This window comes from Psychrobacter sp. TB55-MNA-CIBAN-0194 (assembly GCF_040309505.1).
In the GTDB taxonomy this organism is placed as follows: domain Bacteria; phylum Pseudomonadota; class Gammaproteobacteria; order Pseudomonadales; family Moraxellaceae; genus Psychrobacter; species Psychrobacter fozii.
The window spans coordinates 276,643-294,583 of record NZ_JBEOOW010000001.1 but is presented as its reverse complement, the minus strand read 5'-3'; the positions used below and the strand labels follow the sequence as shown (position 1 = coordinate 294,583).

Genomic DNA, 17,941 nt, shown 5'->3' with positions numbered 1-17,941 from the left:
GACGCAAACTGTTCAATTAATTTTTGGGGTTAGCCTTTCTCTTTTATCACTCGCTTAACCTCGTCAGCACTCACATCACTACTGGGTAAACCACCAAAGTTGATTCGCACATAATTGGCAATACTAGCAATCTGTGCGTGGCTCAAGTCTTTTTCAAAGCCAGGCATCTTGGGTGCGGTATTGAATGCACCTTTTGCCCCAAACGCAATCACGCCGATAAGCGCATCAGGTTTAGCGCGGCGGATGCTGCTGAGACCGACGATAGCAGCATAGCGGGCATCAGGTTGAGCGTAACCATCGACACCGTGACAGCTGGCGCAATGAGTCAGATATAGGGATTTTGGTGAATTACTATTTTCCATTACTTTGTTTGGATTGTTATTTTGACTGCTGCTTTGATTACTGATTTGACTATTGTTTTGATAAATAGCGACATGAGACTTGTCGGCTTTTGCCTTCGTCAAATAATCCTTTTGCTCAAGTAAATCATAGGTGATAGAAGTGCTTTTCGGGCTGGGGAGTCGAGCGACATTAACTGGTATTAAGTAATCATCCGTCTTGATTGCTGGGACGACTTTTAGATAAGACGCCATCGCACTCAAGTCTTCATCAGTGAGATAGCGCGTACTATGTGCTACCGCTTCGGCCATAGGGCCACCGGCATAAGCTTGCTTATCAAGCTTTCCAGTACGCAAATAAGCGATGATGTCACGCTCAGACCAGTGCCCAATACCCGTCTCATTGTCAGGCGTGATATTAGGGGCAAACCACTTACCGAGCGGTGCTCCGGATAGATAGCGATCTTTATCGAGGCCTTGGGTAAGATTGCGCGGCGTATGACACGTGCCGCAATGCTCTAGATTATTTACCAAATATTCACCGCGCTGCTGTACGGGAGTCAGTCCTGAGCGATTTTCAGCAGAGGGTACATTGATGACATTCCATGCCAGCATCAAGCTACGGATATTTAATGGAAATGGCAAATGAGTGGTCTTTTCAGGAGGTGTGTCAATGACAGGTACTGTCTGAAAGTAAGCAAACAAAGCGCTGATATCAGCATCAGATATACCGTGATAGGACGGATAGGGCATGGCAGGATAGATTTGGTGCTTTGGCGAACGACCTTTACGAAGCGCGTTTTTAAAATCAACTTCAGTATAGTTGCCGATACCATACTGCGTAGAAGGCGTAATATTGGTTGAATAAATATTGCCAATAGGCGTCTCTATCGGTACGCCGCCGCTGTAATCTTCACGGTGGCAAGCCATACAATCTGCCGTACGTGCCACATAAGCCCCGCGATTGGCGAGATCCCTATTCAGTGGACTAACATTTGGCAGGCTAGTTCTAGAAAGCAAATCAGTATGCGCAGGATAGATATTATCAGCATAGGCCGTACTGCAAGCCAGACTAACAACCAGTGCTGATATCGGTATAGAAAGTGGTTTCATAATATCCCTATAATGCTAGTAATAGCTCCTATCTATAACGCTTGCTCGCAGCATCAGTCGTATGGGCGGCTTCTATCGTAGCAGCTTATTCTGACACTCAAATAGAAGGCTCATGGCTACATTCCTTTGTAGGTCATCTACACATCAATGACGATTACGACGAGTGCGATTCATATTTTTATCGACTCATATATTGGTTACTATTGATTATTTATACATTGTTTTTCAAATATTTAGTAGCAATATTTTAGTGGGAGTAATATGGATGACCTAAGTAGTGTTTGCTCGACGATGGCCGCATCATCGTTACGGTCAAATCGTTTTAGGATGTTTTTTGCTATTAAAGATATCTATAAAGTTCTTTAAACATTGAGGGTAATGCTTTTAATTGTGCTGGTAGTCTTCTTCTTAAAAAATAGGCTAGAAAGCGCACAAGCAATGGTTAGTGACAGCAGCATCGATACTAATGTATGACTGAAAAAATGGTCACCAAAGAGCATTTTGTATAGTCCCATCGTCCAGCCTAAGACCGTCACACTCTCAAATATTCTATAACGATATTTTTTTAGAGTGGGTAAAAATACCAAACCATACAAAGAAAATCCTGCGCTCGCATGTGCGGCTGGAAAGCATTTGGCTGGCGTGTCGGCGACTATGTTTTGCCAGACATTTAGATACGGTAAGCTCCCACCAAAGAGTGTTAAATGATTGGGGCAACTCACATGTGTCATCCCTTTTAATAGTGCAATAGACGTAGGGACTACGATAAGAATCGTCAAAAGATAGCTTATCTCACGCATGGATAAAGGGATAATAAATTTACGGAGCTTACTGCTATTGGTTGTAGAAATGCTGTTTGGATATTGTCTGTATTTCAAGATTAATACGGTAATCAAATAGAGTGCTAGGAGAATCAATAAGGCTTTAGGTCCATCATAAAAAATGAAAGCATAAGGCTGTGCATCTTTTTGGATGAGCCATTGTCCATGGCTATAAAACAGCTCACTAATACGAATATCAAATTGGCTATGCTCAAAAGTTAAAGCCGCAATAATCGTTAAGCACAAGAGTTTAAGCCAAACCCAATCTGTTGAATCATCCTCTAGAATCATTTGAAACCTCAACTAGCCCTATAGTAAATTCTCTATAAAAGAGTTACCGCGTTAACCTCGCTTGAAGTATCACATATACATCTACACTCGGTTGCCTTGTCTCTCTTTTAAACTGAATAAACTATACATACATTATGGTAGTGATACTGAGCACCAAATACTGTTTAAGATAAAAAGGTCGATAATGCCATTAGCCACAAAATAAACAATAATAGTAATGCTAGAAACTGAGCAGCCGAACCGACGTCTTTGGCTATTTTTGCTAATGGATGTTGCTCAGTAGAGGTATGGTCGACACTCGCTTCGATACCTGTGTTAATAAGCTCAACGATTAAGGATAAGAAAGAGGCGAACACCAGCATCATTTTGATGCTGATAGCAAAAGGCATAAATATAATAAAGATGAACAGCAGTAGATTGAGCCAGAGAACTTGTCTGAATGCGGCTTCAAACTTATAAGCAGCACGGAAACCATCTATAGAATATCCTGTTGCGTTTAGGATCCGATCCAGACCTTTTTTACCTTTTGCACTGCTCGCAAAGTTTTCGGATATCAAAAGAGTATCAGGTGTGCTCTTATTTTTAGAATAGGAATCTATCTGTTGATTGACGATAGAGCTGATTTTGACGTTGCTTGTATTGATGCTCATATTGATGGCTCAATCGTTAGGGATATTTTGAGTGTATGGCAAGGAGTACGTAGTGCTTTTACTCGCCTTTCTTATCTCTGAAAATATAGAGTAAGTGCGATCATTTCTATAATTATTGTTTTAATGATCCCAGTGTAGGAGGTCACTGGTTAGCACTTGGGTATTAGTATGAGCGGGGCGCTGTTAAGAAAACGTTAAGATGAGATGCTTTTGCTTTTTTATATTTATGCGATGTACGTATGCGATTGTTAAGTGTGGATGCAATACTTCAAGCGAGGTTCAAGCTGGCATTCTTTTATAGAGGACTGACTATAGAAGAGGCTACGTATAATAAATACTAAAGGTGCTACCGCCAGCCTCATTGGCTTGGTGCGTTAGTTGCCAGTCCATATGAGTCATGATGCGTTGCACGATACTAAGCCCTAAACCGCTGCCTTCAACATGGTAGCTAGACTGACCTTTTGACAATAACGCGGTATTCAGTTGTTGATCATTGTTCTGTTGTTCTAGACGCTCAAATCTTTCATATAGCAAAGGCATCATCACTTCAGGAATACCAAGCCCTGTATCCGTGACGGTGATTTTTTCGGCATCAATCGTAATGACTACCTCACCATCATCAGTGTATTGAAACGCATTTTTTATTAGATTGCCCAATGCCATTTTTAGTAACTCGGGTCGTACGTACGCGAAACATTCTTGTTCAGCCATTACGGTGCAAGTCACTGCCTTATTGCGTAGCAAGTATCTTAAGCGCGCCACTTCATTTGAGGCAATATCATTGATGGAGGTTTGCGGCGTGTCTAGCTTTTCAGGCGCACGAGAGAGTAATAGTAAAGCACTGATAATCTCAGAAGTTTCTTTAGCAGTATTGCTAATGCGGTTGGTAAATTCACTTAAGTGACTGTCATGTTCTAATTGTGAGGCCAGTACCTCTGATGCTCCCATGATAATAGTCAAAGGGGTGCGCAGCTCATGGCTGACATCGCCTGTAAACAACTGCTCACGCTTTAGATATTGCTCTAGCTTATGGTTTTTATCATCGATAGCTCGAGCCAAGACGCCAACCTCTGAAGGCATATGTGTCAGTTGGGATAGATTTTGATGATCGGTTTCTACGGCTTTTTTTAAATCTAATAGCGGTTTGGTGATTTGCCTAGAGGACAGCTGAGAGAATATCGCTGCGATTAATAAACTCAAAATGACAGCCGCTCTCAAGGCATTGGCAAAAATATCTTCTAAGCTTTCGAAGATTTCTAAAACCGGATAGTGACTCATCACCATCTCAACCCCTTCTACGTAGGTCAAGATATAAGCTTGCTCACCCTGCTGATCGATAAAAAAATGAAGGTTGGCGTGAGTTTTGCCAGACTCATCGTTGATAGTGACCGACATTTCTTGCACTTTTTCATTCGCCAATGCTTGTAGGTTGGCAGGTGCAACATCGTAGCGGTAAATTTTAATACTTGGGTCGGCAGTGTAAATAGGCTGATCGCCGTACTTCTCTTGACTAAGATCAAGCTGCTGTAATAGACGGGCCTTGACTAACTCCTGTTCTATTCTGCTTTCCGCGTACAGAAAAATACTGACGAAAGTTGCGCAAAGCAATAAGGCAAATAAGAAGTAAGAGATTCGAAACTTATTAACGATGGAGTCGATACTAAACATGGTATTTACTTCGTAATGAAAGGCAAAAAGAAAAAGAAAGAAGCGGCCATAGAAATAGCTAAACATTCTTTATCACAAGGACAGGTTGTTAAAGCTAGCAGCGAATTTTATACTTTATCTGGATCAATGATTTGGTAACCCACACCAGGTATCGTGACTATCATGGCTTGTACAAAAGGTTTATCGACTTGTGCACGTACACCATGCATATGTGTGCGCAGGGCATCGCTACTAGGAATGTCCTCACCCCATACCTTTTCTTCTAGCTCGTTTTTACTGACGACTCGAGGAGAAGTGCTCATGAGCACATTTAGTATTTTAAAGCCTGTTGGCGTGAGTTTTAGCGACTTTCCTTCACGTGTAATGGTGTGCTCTTCTATGTTTAACGACAGCTTGCCGACTTCTATACTATGCTGGAAGTGGTCGTCTTGATGTCGACGTATAAGGGCTTTGATGCGTGACTCTAGTTCCACTAAAGAAAAGGGCTTAACCAGATAATCATCGGCACCACTATCGAATCCTGCGACTTTATCTGAAATAGTATCGCGCGCCGTCAACATGAGTACTGGGGTTTTATTATGTAGCTCATCTCTTAGCTTTTTACACAGTTTTGTACCGTCCATGCCCGGTAGCATCACATCTAATAAAATCACGTCATAACGATTATTAGCAGCGAGCGTTAAGCCGCTGATACCATTGTGAGCATTGTCCAACTCAAAGCCTTTGGGCTCAAAAAAAGCATAAATATTGGCCACAATATCAGGATTATCTTCAATAATAAGTATTTTGTACATAGATGTCTCGTGCATAAATGCCAGTTGTGAATGGATTAAAACGCTAACTGGCCAGCTTAAAAAAGGTGGGTTCTGCTGCCACTTCATCGGTTATGATACCGAAGAAACTGAGTAAAGTGGGCGTAATGAAATCATGTGATACGGGCTGATCAGTCATACGAGCAAGACTATGGTTATCAATGCTGTTGCTAGTAGGCGACCAGATGATGACTGGTACCTGCTTTTGGGTATCGGGTGCAATACTATAGGGTAGGCCATGCAAATAAATATTGTTTTCTCCTAAGCTCTCTCCATGATCACTGATATATACCATCACCACATCATAGTCTTGCTCATAATTTTTTAGCGTATCAATAACGTTATCTAAGAAGTAATCGGTATAACGAATGGCATTATCGTAACCATTGATAACAGATTGGTCATCGCATTTGGCTAGCTCATTGGTCATGCAGACAGGGTTAAACTCTTCAAACTCGCTAGGGTAACGCTGGTAATAAGCAGGACCATGATTGCCCATTTGATGCAGTAAAATAAGCGTATCTTTAGGTGTTTCGCTTGACTTAACAAGTTTGTCAAAACCATCGAGCATACCAATATCCCGGCATTCAACATCGCAATTAGGGTTAGTCTCAGCCGTTTTATAGTCTTCAAACGTGACGCGATTGGCCACACCTTTAGAGCTAGAGTTGTTGTCTCGCCAAATGACGTTGACACCTTGTTTATGTAGCGTGTCCAGTACGTTTTCATTATAGTTTGCATTCTTAGAATCATAGTTTTCTCTATTAGCATAACTAAACATACAAGGTACTGAGTAAGCGGTAGATGTCCCGCAAGAGGTGGCTTTTTTGAAACTATAAATGTCTGGCTGGCTAGCAAGTAATGGCATGGTATCGCGCTGATAACCATTGAGACTAATATGATCGGCACGGGCGGTTTCACCGACGACAAATACCATTAGCTTAGGTTTTGCAGCATTAGTACCGGATCCAGTAACAGGTGCTAGACGCTTGGCATCGGTCGCATGCAGTATCAACGTGTCAGGCCGACGTAGTTCATCAATGTAATCAGTGCCCAGTTTGATAACAGAATAGACAGGGGTGATGGGGTTGGCGTAACTACGGATTATTTTGTGTTGACGAAAAAAGGTGGCATATTGATCGCCCAAGGGCAAAAGGCATGCGCCTATAAACGCAAGCGACAGTATCAAAGTCATAATGCGTTGTAAGACAGCACGACGTAAAGGACTGCGTTTTATAGGGGTTTTGGCAATCATAAAAGCGGGTATGATGCCCAATAAAATAAGACGAACAAAAAAGCTTGGTGCCATCAGGCCAGTTGCTTCGGCTTGGTCCGTCTCCATACTATTGATCAGCATGTTGGTGTCAAATATCGTCCCGTAAGCATCCGTAAAGTAGCCGCATACAGCAGCTATCAATACCATCGAAATCAGAACGGTCTTTGCAATTGGTCGATAGCATAGCAACTGAAACAGTAGCCACATGAGTCCGAATAACAGACCTGTGAGGGATGTTATAAAGGCAATATGAGTGCGAAAAGGATAAATATTCAGCACTTGCTCAAAAAACCCAATATTCGCTGTGGCGACCAAATAGAGCGCAACGATTATAATCAAATAATGGAGATTAATCTCGCGAGTAGACACTTTGCTTATTGTGCTTATATCGCTATTTTTATTATAAGTCTTAGTATCATTGGCGCTCATTAATTGAGGTATTGACATAATCTGGCTTCTCAACAGCGTTATAGGGAACATGTTCCTCACCATAACAAGGGGCTTGTTAAGAAGACGTTAAGGTAGCTGGTTTTTCAATAGGACGCTATGATTGATTAAATTATTAATCAAAGTTGTGCTAAAGAAGTAATTGACTCTTGATAGCATATCTAGATATCATGTTATATGAATATAGAAAACGTACTATCCGCCCTTAATAATCCTATGCGCCGTCAAATCCTTGAATGGCTAAAAGACAGGTCGAACTTTCCAGCCTCATTACCAGAGCACGCTGATTTAGACGGTGTGTGTGTGGCATATATCCAAGAAAAAGCAGGATTGTCACAATCAACCATTTCGAATTACATGGGTGTATTAAAAAAAGCAGGATTGGTCATTGCTGAACGCCATGGACAATGGACATTTTATCAACGCGATGAGGCTAATATTAAAGCTTTTCTCAGCGAGGTTGAGAAAGAACTGCTAAAGCTTTAATACACTGTTTTCACAGTCTAAGATAGGTTTTTAAAATACAATATCGAGATATTTCGATATGGCGATGGAGCGTCCCAATGAAACAAACAACGACCAAAATTAATCCAACCAACCTAGCAGAAATATTAGGTAAGCCACTTGAACTGCCTTGCGGGGTAGTGCTCAAAAACCGAATGGCGAAGGCCGCAATGTCAGATTCTCTCGGTGATGGGTGTGGTAATGCAACGGATGCTCAATCACGTCTTTATGAGCGCTGGGCGCAAGGCGGCGTCGCATTGTCATTGATTGGCGAAGTACAAGGTACTCCTCATTATCCTGAGAAGCCTGGCAATTTAGTATTAAACCCAAATTCAGATATCGAGGCATTACAGGATTTGGCACGTCGTGGATCTATCAATGGTGCACATCTTTGGCCACAGCTTGGACACGCTGGTGCATTGTCATATTTGCCTGTTAGTAAACCCAAAGGCCCTTCTGCCTTAGATCTTGCAGAGTTACAATGCGAGGGGATGAGCATAGAAGATATCGAGTCGTTACCAGCTATGTATGCAAACGCAGCCATGATTGCTAAAGATGCAGGCTTTGGTGGTGTTCAAATACATGCAGGACATGGGTTTCTTCTAAGTCAGTTTTTATCTCCATTGTTCAATCGACGCACCGATGGATACGGTGGATCTATAGAAGGAAGATTCCGTGTCGTATATGAGGTAATAGAAGCCGTTAGAGAGGCGGTGGGCGATGCATTCCCCATTGGTATTAAGATAAACTCAACCGATCAATTAGAAGGCGGCCTAACAGAAGAGGATGCTATGGAGATGATTGGTATCATTGATCAGACTTCTATCGATCTGATTGATATCAGCGGTGGTACTTATTTTCCAGGTGCTCCTGCAAGCTCAGACAGCAGCTCTGGTAGTGGGCCTTACTTCGTTAGTTTTGCACAACGTGCAAAGCAGATAACCACTATTCCTATTATGGCGACAGGCGGTTTTAAAACGCGTCAGCAAGCTGTTGATGCTATTGCGAGTGGCGCGGTCGATATGGTCAGTATAGGTCGTGGTATGGCATTAAATCCAAATCTAGCCAATGACTGGTTAAATATTGAAGGTGGTGACTCAAAGTTTCCAAGATTCGATACCAACCCTCCAGGCGGTGTCACTGCTTGGTATTCCATGCGACTAACAGCATTAGCAGAAGATAATGAGGATGCCTTCGATTTAGACCTAGAATCTGCTATGAGTATTTATGATGCGAGAGATGAGGCTCGTTGTAGTGATTGGCATCAGGCTTTCGGTCGTATCTAATACAAAACACCTTAATTTTAGGCTCTCTTATTTAGAGTAAACCTCATCACTTTACAGCCAATAGTTCTCTTGGACATATGCGATACAGAGATCATAAAATGCTTGAGCTGGGGGAGAGATAGATTTATCAGCAAGTTTGAAGATACCGATCTGTCGGTTTAAAGAAGGGTCAACTAAATCTATCCAAACCAATTCGGGCTCATTAGCAGGGAAGGCAAGCTTGGGTAGAGTAGTGATACCAAGATCATTACGCAATAAAGAAAATAGCGATGTGATGTTTTCTACTGTATATCTTGCTCTGCGATTGAGCGCCTCGGCCGGTGTGTTTTCGAGCAATCTGCAAGTGCCATTATAGATAAACGGCTGGGTCATGAGCTGCTGCCATGTTAGCCCTTGCGATTGATTTAACTCGTTGTTCAGCTCGTTGTTTTTCAGACAGACCACGCCAATGGGATCTGATATAAGTAAAGTGAAATCTATATTCGTTTGATCAATACTGGTGCAATTGCCCAATGCCAAATCTATCTCACCGGCCAATAACCGATTGGCCACACCGACAGAATTGTCATCTATCAATACAATCTCAATATCAGGATATTTCTTTGAGTATTCGACCAACACGCTAGGTAATAATTTAGTCACTAGTGATGGCACGCTTGCAATTCTAATTTTACCTTTGTCGCCAGCTGCAGAGGCTTTAAGGTCGTCTTCTAGCGCTTGATAAACGGTAAGAAACTGCTCCATTTTTGGTAAGCAGGTCTCACCAAAGGGCGTCAATATCGCTTTGTTTCCCACTTCAAATAAGCGTTGTCCTAAAGTCTTTTCCAATTCCTTTATCGAGGCTGATAAAGCGGCTTGCGAACGGTTAGCGCGATCAGCCGCCGCCCGAAATCCGCCTTCTTCTACCACAAATAAAAAATGTCGTAATTGCTGTAGCTTCATATTCAGATCATCCAAGACTATTTTTCCATAACTTATCTTAAATGATAGATTAAATTTATCAAAATTCAAATTTAATTAGTTAGATTTATCGTTGCTAATTAAGTAGGATAAGTTATATAGCAGTTGGCAATGATTAAATAAATTTCAGATCGCTTACTGCTGAAACCACTTATCAAAGGATCTGACAACATGATGACTCATTCAACCAAACAAGCTATCAAAACCTCACTTTATGCGTCTAAAGCACCCTTGGAGTGGGCGATCACCAGTAATGGTACATTGTACACTGCGCAGATTCCTATCGATGAGAATGGTGATGTGGTTGCAGGTGGTATTGAAGCGCAAACCCGTCAAACGTTAGACAATCTCAAGCACACATTAGAATGTGCCAATGTTGGCATGGATTCGGTACTACAAGTCATGATCTATGTGACTGATCGCGACTATTTAAAAACGGTTAATCAAGTTTACGCCGAATACTTTGAAGCACCTTATCCAAATCGGGCAGCGCTGGTGATAGCAGGATTGGCTCGTGAAGAGATGCTGGTTGAGTTGGTCGTATATGCCGCTGTGCCTTAAATTTTGAATGTACTCTGGTCAATAAATCAAATATTTAATACTTTATCAAGGAAGCTCTTATGTCAGCTCACACCGCCCAACAGATATTGCAGCAAGACCCAACCAAATCACTTTACATCAATGGTGAATGGCAGGCAGGCGTAAATACCGTTGCCAATATTAACCCATCTGATGTCACTGAAACTGTCGGTGAGTTCGCACAAGCGAGTAGGGATCAAGTCAAAGATGCCATTGCGGCGGCGCGTCAAGCTCAACCAAAGTGGGAAGCGACTCCTTTAGAAAAAAAGCAGTCTATCCTACAAGCGATTGGCGATGAAATGATTGCTCGCTGTGATGAGCTAGGTACGCTGTTGTCTCTTGAAGAAGGTAAGCCGTTTGCGGAAGGTCGCGGTGAAATTTATCGCGCAGGCCAGTTCTTCCATTACTATGCGGCGGAAGTATTGCGTCAAATGGGTGATACGGCTGATTCAGTGCGCCCTGGAGTTAAAGTCGAAGTGACTCGCGAAGCAGTCGGTGTGGTTGCTATTATCTCACCTTGGAACTTCCCAACCGCCACTGCTGTGTGGAAAATCGCGCCAGCTTTGGCTTTTGGTAACAGTGTCATTTGGAAGCCTGCGAATTTAACACCTGCCAGTGCGGTCGCGTTGGCTGAAATAATTCATCGTCAAGGCATGCCAGAAGGCACATTTAACTTACTGTTGGGTGGCGGCTCGTCAGTCGGTGATGCGCTCATTAATTCTACAGACATCGACGCGGTTAGCTTTACGGGCTCTGTACCAACAGGTCGCAAAGTTGCTGCTGCGACTGCACCAAACTTTATCCGTTGTCAGCTTGAAATGGGCAGCAAAAACGCCTTGGTTATCGCTGACGATGCCGATTTGCAAGTCGCTATCGATGCGGCAGTGGCTGGTGCGTTCGGTGGTTCAGGGCAGAAATGTACCGCTTCTTCACGCCTCATCGTGATGGACAGTATTCACGATGCGTTTGTAGACGGTGTGATTGCCAAAATGAAAACCTTAAAGGTAGGTCATGCGCTTGATAACGGTATTTTTATGGGGCCTGTCGTCGATGACAAGCAGCTGGCATCAAACATGGACTGGATCGAAAAAGCCAAGCAGTCTGGTGCCAATTTAGCGTTTGGCGGTGAGCGTTTAGAGATGCCGCATGACGGCTACTATATGTCGCCGACGTTGTTTACTGAGACGGACAACAGCTGGGATATCAACCAAGAAGAAGTGTTTGCACCGCTGGCGTGTGTCTTGCGTGTCAAAAACCTAGAAGAAGCGATTGCGATGACCAATGACACGCGCTTTGGTCTGACGGGCGGCATCATTACTCAGAGCTTGCGCAGCAGTGCGATGTTCAAAGAGCAAGTACAAGCAGGCTGTGTCATGGTCAATCTAGCGACTGCAGGTACGGATTATCACGTACCATTTGGTGGCCGTAAACAGTCAAGCTTTGGCCCGCGTGAGCAAGGTCAATATGCCAAAGAGTTCTATACCATCGTCAAGACTGCTTATCAAAAAGCGTATTAGAGACCTTCTTGACAAGCATGTTAGCTGCTATCAACGCGACAGGTTGTAAACACGCACTTAATAGAAAATGATAGCGGTCACTTATAAAAGCATTAAAGGGAATTGATATGTACCAAGACCATATCGTCATTGACGGATTACAGTATAGCCATTGGGATCGCGACTACTTCAAGATGCTACAAGCCAGTGGTATTAATGCGGTACATGCCACCTTGGTCTATCACGAAGACGCTCGCCAAACCACGACCCGCTTTGCTGAATGGCATGCACGCTTTGAGCAAAACTCAGATCTTATCTTGCCTGTGTACTCAGTGGCTGATATTAAAACGGCAAAAGAGCAGGGTAAAGTTGGCATCTTCTTTGGCGCACAAAACTGCTCACCAATTGATGATGAAATTGGCTTAATTAGCGTGATGCGTCGTTTAGGCTTATTGATTATGCAGCTGACTTACAACAACCAGAGCTTACTAGCGACAGGTTGTTATGAGCAGAACGACAGTGGCATCACCCGATTTGGTCAGCAAGCCATCGCTGAGATGAATCGTGTCGGTATGATTATCGATATGTCACACAGCGCTGAGCGTTCAACGCTTGAGGCGATAGAAGTGTCATCGCGTCCGATATGTATCAGCCATGCCAATCCGACCACGGCTCATGAGGCCTTGCGTAATAAATCAGACACGGTCATCAGTGCCTTGACCCAAGCAGGCGGGTTGTTAGGGTTTAGTTTATACCCGTTCCATTTGCCAAATGGTAGCGCATGTACGCTTGATGACTTTTGTACCATGATTGCCAATTGCGCTGATAAATATGGCGTCGAGCATTTAGCGATTGGCAGTGACTTATGTCTCAATCAGCCGCAAGCCGTGCTTGAGTGGATGCGTAATGGACGCTGGTCAAAAGCCATGGACTATGGTGAAGGCAATGCCAATAATTCAGGTTGGCCAGATACTTTGCCATGGTTCGCTGGCAAAGATGGTATGGAAAATATCTATAACGGTCTGCTAAAGCACGGTTTTAATGAAAGTGATGCTGGAAAAGTCATCGGTCAAAACTGGTTCGATTTTTTAGAACAAGGCTTAAAGCCTTTGTCTTAACCACTCAGTCTGAAAATAGTGTTTCAATCAACGGTTACTCGAAATCGCTATAAGAAGACAGACGTTTTATAGCATAAAACCTTTTGAAGTAGACAGTATAGCGAGGTTGTTTAGATATATCATCATTGCTATGCACCTGATTTAAATAACGAAACGTTAGCATATGGAGCCACATCATGGCCGATTTAAAGGGATTTAATCAAGATGAGCAAGGACGCTCAAGCGCTGCCAATACAGATACAGAGGCGGAAAAGGTCACTAGCACATTAATTTCTACAGATGCTGACACGCTAGGGCTTAAAAACCCTGCATTTTGGTACAGTGGCGGCTTTATTACGATCTTTGTGCTCATGGCAATTTTTGCAGAAGCGCAGTTAGCCACGATCGTTGATGTTGGTTTTCAATGGTCGGCTAATGTTTTCGGTCCTTTCTGGCAAATTTTGCTTCTTGCCACTTTTGTTATCGCGTTAGCGGTTGGCGCAGGTCGGACTGGCCGTGTCATCTTGGGTAATTTACCAAAGCCTGAAATGGACAATTTCAAATGGATGGCTATTCTGTTTTGTACGTTGCTGGCTGGCGGCGGGGTTTTTTGGGCTGCGGCAGAACCCATTGCTCATTTCGTTTCAGCACCTCCGTTATATGGTGAGTCACCAGACTTACAACAACGGGCTTTTAATGCCTTATCACAGTCTTTTATGCACTGGGGATTTTTGGCGTGGTCGATTGTCGGTAGTTTGACAGCGATTGTGGTCATGCATCTGCATTATGACAAAGGCTTGCCGCTGAAGCCTCGTACGCTTCTTTATCCTATGTTTGGTGAGCGCGTACTCATTGGTCAAACGGGCGCGATTATCGATGCTTGCTGTATCGTCGCCGTCGCCGCTGGTACGATTGGTCCTATCGGTTTTCTGGGTCTACAAACCAGCTATGCACTCAACACCTTGTTTGGTATCCCTGATACGTTTACCACTCAGCTCATCATTATTGTATTTGCTATTGCGCTTTATACCTTATCAGCGATCAGTGGGCTTGCTCGAGGCATGCAGTTGCTCAGCCGCTTTAATGTCATATTGGCGGTTGCCCTGATGCTCTTTATTCTGATATTTGGGCCGACCAACTTTATCGTGAATGGTTATATCCAAGGTGTCGGTACGATGGTCGATAACTTTATCCCAATGGCGACGTTTCGCGGTGATGAAGGTTGGCTTGGCGGTTGGACAGTGTTCTTTTGGGGTTGGTTTTTAGGCTATGGCCCGATGATGGCCATCTTTATCGCTCGCATCTCACGTGGTCGTACGATTCGCCAATTAATTACCACCGTTTGTATTATTGCACCGCTCGTGACGTGCTTTTGGTTCACCGTCGTTGGTGGTTCTGGTTTAGCATTCGAGATTGCCAACCCTGGTAGTGTCAGTAGTGCATTTGAAGGCTTCAATCTACCCGGTGCATTATTAGCCGTCACGCAGCAACTACCATTTCCTTTGATTACCTCGATATTGTTCTTGATTTTGACGACGGTATTTATCGTGACCACTGGCGACTCGATGACTTATACCATCAGTGTGGTCATCAGTGGCGAGCGTGAGCCGAACGCCATGATTCGCACCTTTTGGGGCATTATGATGGGTGTAACGGCGATTGTTTTAATCTCTCTAGGTTCGGGCGGCGTGACAGCGTTGCAGTCCTTTATCGTGATTACCGCCGTGCCAGTCTCTTTTGTATTGTTGCCTTCATTATGGAATGGGCCACAGATTGCTCAGAAAATGGCACGAGAGCAAGACTTGTATCGTCCCAATAAGGTAGAAACCAGACATAAAATTAGTGAAGAAAAACGTGCTCAGGAAAAATTGGCTGAAAAAATTGATTGAAGCACTGAAGCACTGAAGCACTGAAGCACTGAAGCACTGAATCACTAAACGGTAAATATGAGACAGCCATCACCTACACCGCTAATTTTATATTTACCAATAGATATCATTATTGAGATTATTAACGAAGCTGCTGGCTCGGTATATTAGGTAAGGTAGTGAAATTATGAATATGGTTTATGCAAATAACGAAAACAGTAACGTCAAACCACCTTCGCTTAGTACGGGTTTTCGTACTCGTGATGTGATTATGAATGCAGAAAGATTGGGCGCAATGCACCAGACCCGTATTAGCTTTGTGCGCACATTACTACGTAAAATTGACAAAGAAAAATGGACACTCAGTACGCACTTATGGGATTTGGATGAACAAGGTTACGGCAAAGTTATCTATCGCCTCAATACTCCAGAGCACTTGTATCATCTGGTGGTTTTCTGTAATGAGCTGGCTGATGAAGAGCGTAACGATAGGGTGATTGCCCAAAAATGGGATGTGACCTTTGGGCTTGTGTTTGGCGAGATAAGTAAAGAATTATTGGATAATCTCCAAGCCAACGTGCCGCTACAAGAAGCAGGTCGCAACTCTAATATGGTGATGGTGCTGGCACGAGCAAATAAGAGCGTGCGAGTCTTTGATCATATTGTCAGCTCGCTCGCTGTTGGTAGGCAACCAGATGTAGATGTGCTATCGCAAGTCGGTTATATTTTGCGTACCACGGCTGTCTATGGCAACGGTAAGTTTGGTATTTATGATTTTAAGCCGTTGGAGCATAGTGAAGACTTTGATCAATCGTTTCGGGCACAGATGTGTGCCGTCTACCTGCTGCGCGAGTTTAGCTTAGATTGGGTTGATTATTTGGCAAAGCAAAAAGGTGGCAGCAATGCAGTCAAGCTGCATCCAGAGATTAAGCGTTATCTTGGGATTGGTAATGCTACGGGTCTGGGTATGGCACCGTACTTAATCAACCATCCTTGTGTCGTTGACCAATGGCTTGCGACGCGTGAAGAGGCATTGCAAGCGACATTGGTCTGTCAGGTGGAACCCAAAGAAACCGCGTATTTTGCGAGTTTAATCAAACGTGCCATTCAGCATTTTAGCGAAATCGTTACTATCAATGAGCAGCAAATAAAACTCAATGAAGCGGTCGTCACAGAGTTAACAGTACTACAAAACAATTTGATGATAAGTATTAATAATTACGCGACATGGGCAGAGTTTTTGCAAGCCCACGATTACCTGAGTTTTGAGAGTCAAGAAGTCATCATATCCTGCTTAATGGAGTTGTATCCTGAGCGTGTCGATGCCTCTCAAAAAAAGGTAAATGCTGATGAAGCTTTATTGTTACCGAAAGGAAAGGTGATTCAAGATTTAATTGATGTATTAGAGCTGTATTATCAGTGGGCGATTGATATTGATTTTAGCCAGCCTGAAAACAGCTATTGGTTTTGGTATCGTTCAGTGGATAAAGAAGAGCCGCGCATGGGTGTACGCGGGCAAGAGCCTGGCGCGGATCGTGAGCTGGCATTAGACATTGCACGGCAAGTAAACAGATTGTATTTTGCCCTCAAACAAGCCAAAGCCCAACAACTGATATCCGAGTTTATCTTAAATCAGCCCAAATATCGGGCAGTTGCACGTCGCGTTTGGACGATGGGGCATAAACCATTGGGTGATATTCAAATGAATGTCTTGCATAAAACCGCATTACCCATGCATCTACTACGGTGTAAATTATCGATGTTTGGTGCGACGAAATTTGATCCTAGATCCGATCGTTGGGTGCGAATTACCTTGTTTCAAGGTGCTCCTTTATTTGCAGAAGTGCATAGTGATGAATGGCTGTTTCCATTACTACCCGATTTGTCGACAGAGCAGGGAGGTTTGACTCATGATCGTATCGCATAATGAAATCGTCGCGATGGTATACAAAGCCTTTACTGGGCTGCACAGAGAGGTAGGCGAGGCTGATGTGATTGCCACTATGGTCGCTGAGCTACAGATGGCGGGCTTGGATGGTATCAGACATTTTAATAATGCCAGTCCGTATATCTTAATTGAACGTGATACGCCAATCGATATTATCTATCAAGAAGAAGGTGCTATTCGTTTAGATTTGCATGGTAACAGTTTGGCTTGTCACTTGCCGACTATCATTGATTATGCTCTTGAAAAAATGGGTGATCTAACGCATTTTCATATTTATTTACAAAACTGCCATAACCGCTGGTTGGCTTATAGTGAGCTGGTAGGGCTGGCGGCCAAAGGCTATGCCTGTTTGGCCAAATGGGATAATGGCTCTGTGCCCAAGCATACGTTATTTACATTGAATCAAGGGTTTGTCTATCCTGACCTTTACTTTTCTGACAAAGCACAAGCCAATTACAATACCAACGATATGATTATCGAGATTGCAACGCAAAACTTCGATATCGAACACGACACCCAAAATTTTGATCGTAAAATATCGACAGATGCGCTATTTGAAACCCACCAGCGCGCATGGAAAGAAGGTGTCTATGTCGATGACGAACAGTGGGCAATACTCAAAAAAACAGCAGCGGCTATATTGGTTGAAAATAGTGAAGCATCAAGTAAAGGCGCGGGCGGGGTATAGCATATAAAGCCATAATCTTAATTATTCTATAAAACATCTCTATGTATAGTTGGTTCAGTTTAAAAGAGAATTAAGGCAACCGAGTGCAGAGGTATATGT

Annotated in this window: 15 protein-coding genes; 8 read left to right on the top strand and 7 right to left on the bottom strand. The window is 43.3% G+C overall.

Annotation, left to right across the window (positions count from 1 at the left end):
* Positions 1 to 29: 29 nt before the first annotated feature.
* The 6 genes from AAEY75_RS01130 to AAEY75_RS01105 form a co-directional block, all read right to left on the bottom strand.
* Positions 30 to 1,451 carry a cytochrome c gene (locus tag AAEY75_RS01130; protein WP_352257885.1) on the bottom strand — a complete coding sequence of 474 codons (1,422 nt, stop codon included), beginning with the start codon at positions 1,449 to 1,451 and terminating at the stop codon, positions 30 to 32.
* Between the two features lie 362 nt (positions 1,452 to 1,813).
* Positions 1,814 to 2,563, bottom strand: a complete 750-nt coding sequence (locus AAEY75_RS01125) for a PAP2 family lipid A phosphatase (protein ID WP_352257883.1) — start codon at positions 2,561 to 2,563, stop codon at positions 1,814 to 1,816.
* A 164-nt stretch (positions 2,564 to 2,727) separates the two neighbouring features.
* A complete protein-coding gene (locus tag AAEY75_RS01120; protein ID WP_352257881.1) occupies positions 2,728 to 3,213 on the bottom strand; it encodes a diacylglycerol kinase in 486 nt (161 codons plus the stop codon).
* Between the two features lie 321 nt (positions 3,214 to 3,534).
* Complete coding sequence (locus AAEY75_RS01115; protein ID WP_352257879.1) at positions 3,535 to 4,881, bottom strand: sensor histidine kinase; 1,347 nt, start codon at positions 4,879 to 4,881, stop codon at positions 3,535 to 3,537.
* 107 nt (positions 4,882 to 4,988) lie between these two features.
* Positions 4,989 to 5,675 (bottom strand): response regulator transcription factor, encoded by a 687-nt coding sequence (locus AAEY75_RS01110; protein WP_352257877.1) that lies wholly within the window; start codon positions 5,673 to 5,675, stop codon positions 4,989 to 4,991.
* A 43-nt stretch (positions 5,676 to 5,718) separates the two neighbouring features.
* Positions 5,719 to 7,416: a phosphoethanolamine transferase gene (locus AAEY75_RS01105; protein ID WP_352257875.1), complete on the bottom strand. Its 1,698-nt coding sequence runs from the start codon at positions 7,414 to 7,416 to the stop codon at positions 5,719 to 5,721.
* Positions 7,417 to 7,593: 177 nt separating this feature from the next.
* On the opposite strand from AAEY75_RS01105, the gene AAEY75_RS01100 reads away from it, so the two are divergent.
* Together AAEY75_RS01100 and AAEY75_RS01095 are read left to right on the top strand one after the other, a co-directional pair.
* Positions 7,594 to 7,902: an ArsR/SmtB family transcription factor gene (locus AAEY75_RS01100; protein ID WP_352257873.1), complete on the top strand. Its 309-nt coding sequence runs from the start codon at positions 7,594 to 7,596 to the stop codon at positions 7,900 to 7,902.
* Positions 7,903 to 7,979: 77 nt separating this feature from the next.
* Positions 7,980 to 9,206 (top strand): NADH:flavin oxidoreductase/NADH oxidase family protein, encoded by a 1,227-nt coding sequence (locus AAEY75_RS01095; RefSeq protein ID WP_352257871.1) that lies wholly within the window; start codon positions 7,980 to 7,982, stop codon positions 9,204 to 9,206.
* Between the two features lie 51 nt (positions 9,207 to 9,257).
* Here the strand turns inward: AAEY75_RS01095 and AAEY75_RS01090 are convergent, their stop codons facing one another.
* A complete protein-coding gene (locus AAEY75_RS01090) occupies positions 9,258 to 10,163 on the bottom strand; it encodes a LysR family transcriptional regulator (protein ID WP_352257869.1) in 906 nt (301 codons plus the stop codon).
* A gap of 174 nt (positions 10,164 to 10,337) precedes the next feature.
* On the opposite strand from AAEY75_RS01090, the gene AAEY75_RS01085 reads away from it, so the two are divergent.
* The 6 genes from AAEY75_RS01085 (at position 10,338) to AAEY75_RS01060 (ending at position 17,842) form a co-directional block, all read left to right on the top strand.
* Positions 10,338 to 10,727, top strand: a complete 390-nt coding sequence (locus tag AAEY75_RS01085) for a RidA family protein (protein WP_352257867.1) — start codon at positions 10,338 to 10,340, stop codon at positions 10,725 to 10,727.
* Positions 10,728 to 10,786: 59 nt separating this feature from the next.
* On the top strand, positions 10,787 to 12,262 hold the full coding sequence (locus AAEY75_RS01080) for an aldehyde dehydrogenase family protein (RefSeq protein WP_352257865.1): 1,476 nt from the start codon (positions 10,787 to 10,789) through the stop codon (positions 12,260 to 12,262).
* Positions 12,263 to 12,369: 107 nt separating this feature from the next.
* Positions 12,370 to 13,359: a membrane dipeptidase gene (locus AAEY75_RS01075; protein WP_352257863.1), complete on the top strand. Its 990-nt coding sequence runs from the start codon at positions 12,370 to 12,372 to the stop codon at positions 13,357 to 13,359.
* Between the two features lie 176 nt (positions 13,360 to 13,535).
* Positions 13,536 to 15,227 (top strand): BCCT family transporter, encoded by a 1,692-nt coding sequence (locus tag AAEY75_RS01070; protein ID WP_352257861.1) that lies wholly within the window; start codon positions 13,536 to 13,538, stop codon positions 15,225 to 15,227.
* 166 nt (positions 15,228 to 15,393) lie between these two features.
* Positions 15,394 to 17,133 carry a hypothetical protein gene (locus AAEY75_RS01065; protein ID WP_352257859.1) on the top strand — a complete coding sequence of 580 codons (1,740 nt, stop codon included), beginning with the start codon at positions 15,394 to 15,396 and terminating at the stop codon, positions 17,131 to 17,133.
* Entirely contained in the window at positions 17,117 to 17,842 is a 726-nt protein-coding gene (locus tag AAEY75_RS01060; protein WP_352257857.1) for a DUF3726 domain-containing protein, read from the top strand. The genes AAEY75_RS01065 and AAEY75_RS01060 overlap by 17 nt, the downstream gene beginning before the upstream one ends.
* The last annotated feature ends 99 nt before the right edge of the window (positions 17,843 to 17,941 follow it).

Excerpts from the sequence above, each read along its gene's own strand:
- AAEY75_RS01130 (WP_352257885.1), bottom strand. The coding sequence starts at position 1,451 with ATGAAACCACTTTCTATACCGATATCAGCACTGGTTGTTAGTCTGGCT.
- AAEY75_RS01125 (WP_352257883.1), bottom strand. The coding sequence starts at position 2,563 with ATGATTCTAGAGGATGATTCAACAGATTGGGTTTGGCTTAAACTCTTG.
- AAEY75_RS01120 (WP_352257881.1), bottom strand. The coding sequence starts at position 3,213 with ATGAGCATCAATACAAGCAACGTCAAAATCAGCTCTATCGTCAATCAA.
- AAEY75_RS01115 (WP_352257879.1), bottom strand. The coding sequence starts at position 4,881 with ATGTTTAGTATCGACTCCATCGTTAATAAGTTTCGAATCTCTTACTTC.
- AAEY75_RS01110 (WP_352257877.1), bottom strand. The coding sequence starts at position 5,675 with ATGTACAAAATACTTATTATTGAAGATAATCCTGATATTGTGGCCAAT.
- AAEY75_RS01105 (WP_352257875.1), bottom strand. The coding sequence starts at position 7,416 with ATGTCAATACCTCAATTAATGAGCGCCAATGATACTAAGACTTATAAT.
- AAEY75_RS01100 (WP_352257873.1), top strand. The coding sequence starts at position 7,594 with ATGAATATAGAAAACGTACTATCCGCCCTTAATAATCCTATGCGCCGT.
- AAEY75_RS01095 (WP_352257871.1), top strand. The coding sequence starts at position 7,980 with ATGAAACAAACAACGACCAAAATTAATCCAACCAACCTAGCAGAAATA.
- AAEY75_RS01085 (WP_352257867.1), top strand. The coding sequence starts at position 10,338 with ATGATGACTCATTCAACCAAACAAGCTATCAAAACCTCACTTTATGCG.
- AAEY75_RS01080 (WP_352257865.1), top strand. The coding sequence starts at position 10,787 with ATGTCAGCTCACACCGCCCAACAGATATTGCAGCAAGACCCAACCAAA.
- AAEY75_RS01075 (WP_352257863.1), top strand. The coding sequence starts at position 12,370 with ATGTACCAAGACCATATCGTCATTGACGGATTACAGTATAGCCATTGG.
- AAEY75_RS01070 (WP_352257861.1), top strand. The coding sequence starts at position 13,536 with ATGGCCGATTTAAAGGGATTTAATCAAGATGAGCAAGGACGCTCAAGC.
- AAEY75_RS01065 (WP_352257859.1), top strand. The coding sequence starts at position 15,394 with ATGAATATGGTTTATGCAAATAACGAAAACAGTAACGTCAAACCACCT.
- AAEY75_RS01060 (WP_352257857.1), top strand. The coding sequence starts at position 17,117 with ATGATCGTATCGCATAATGAAATCGTCGCGATGGTATACAAAGCCTTT.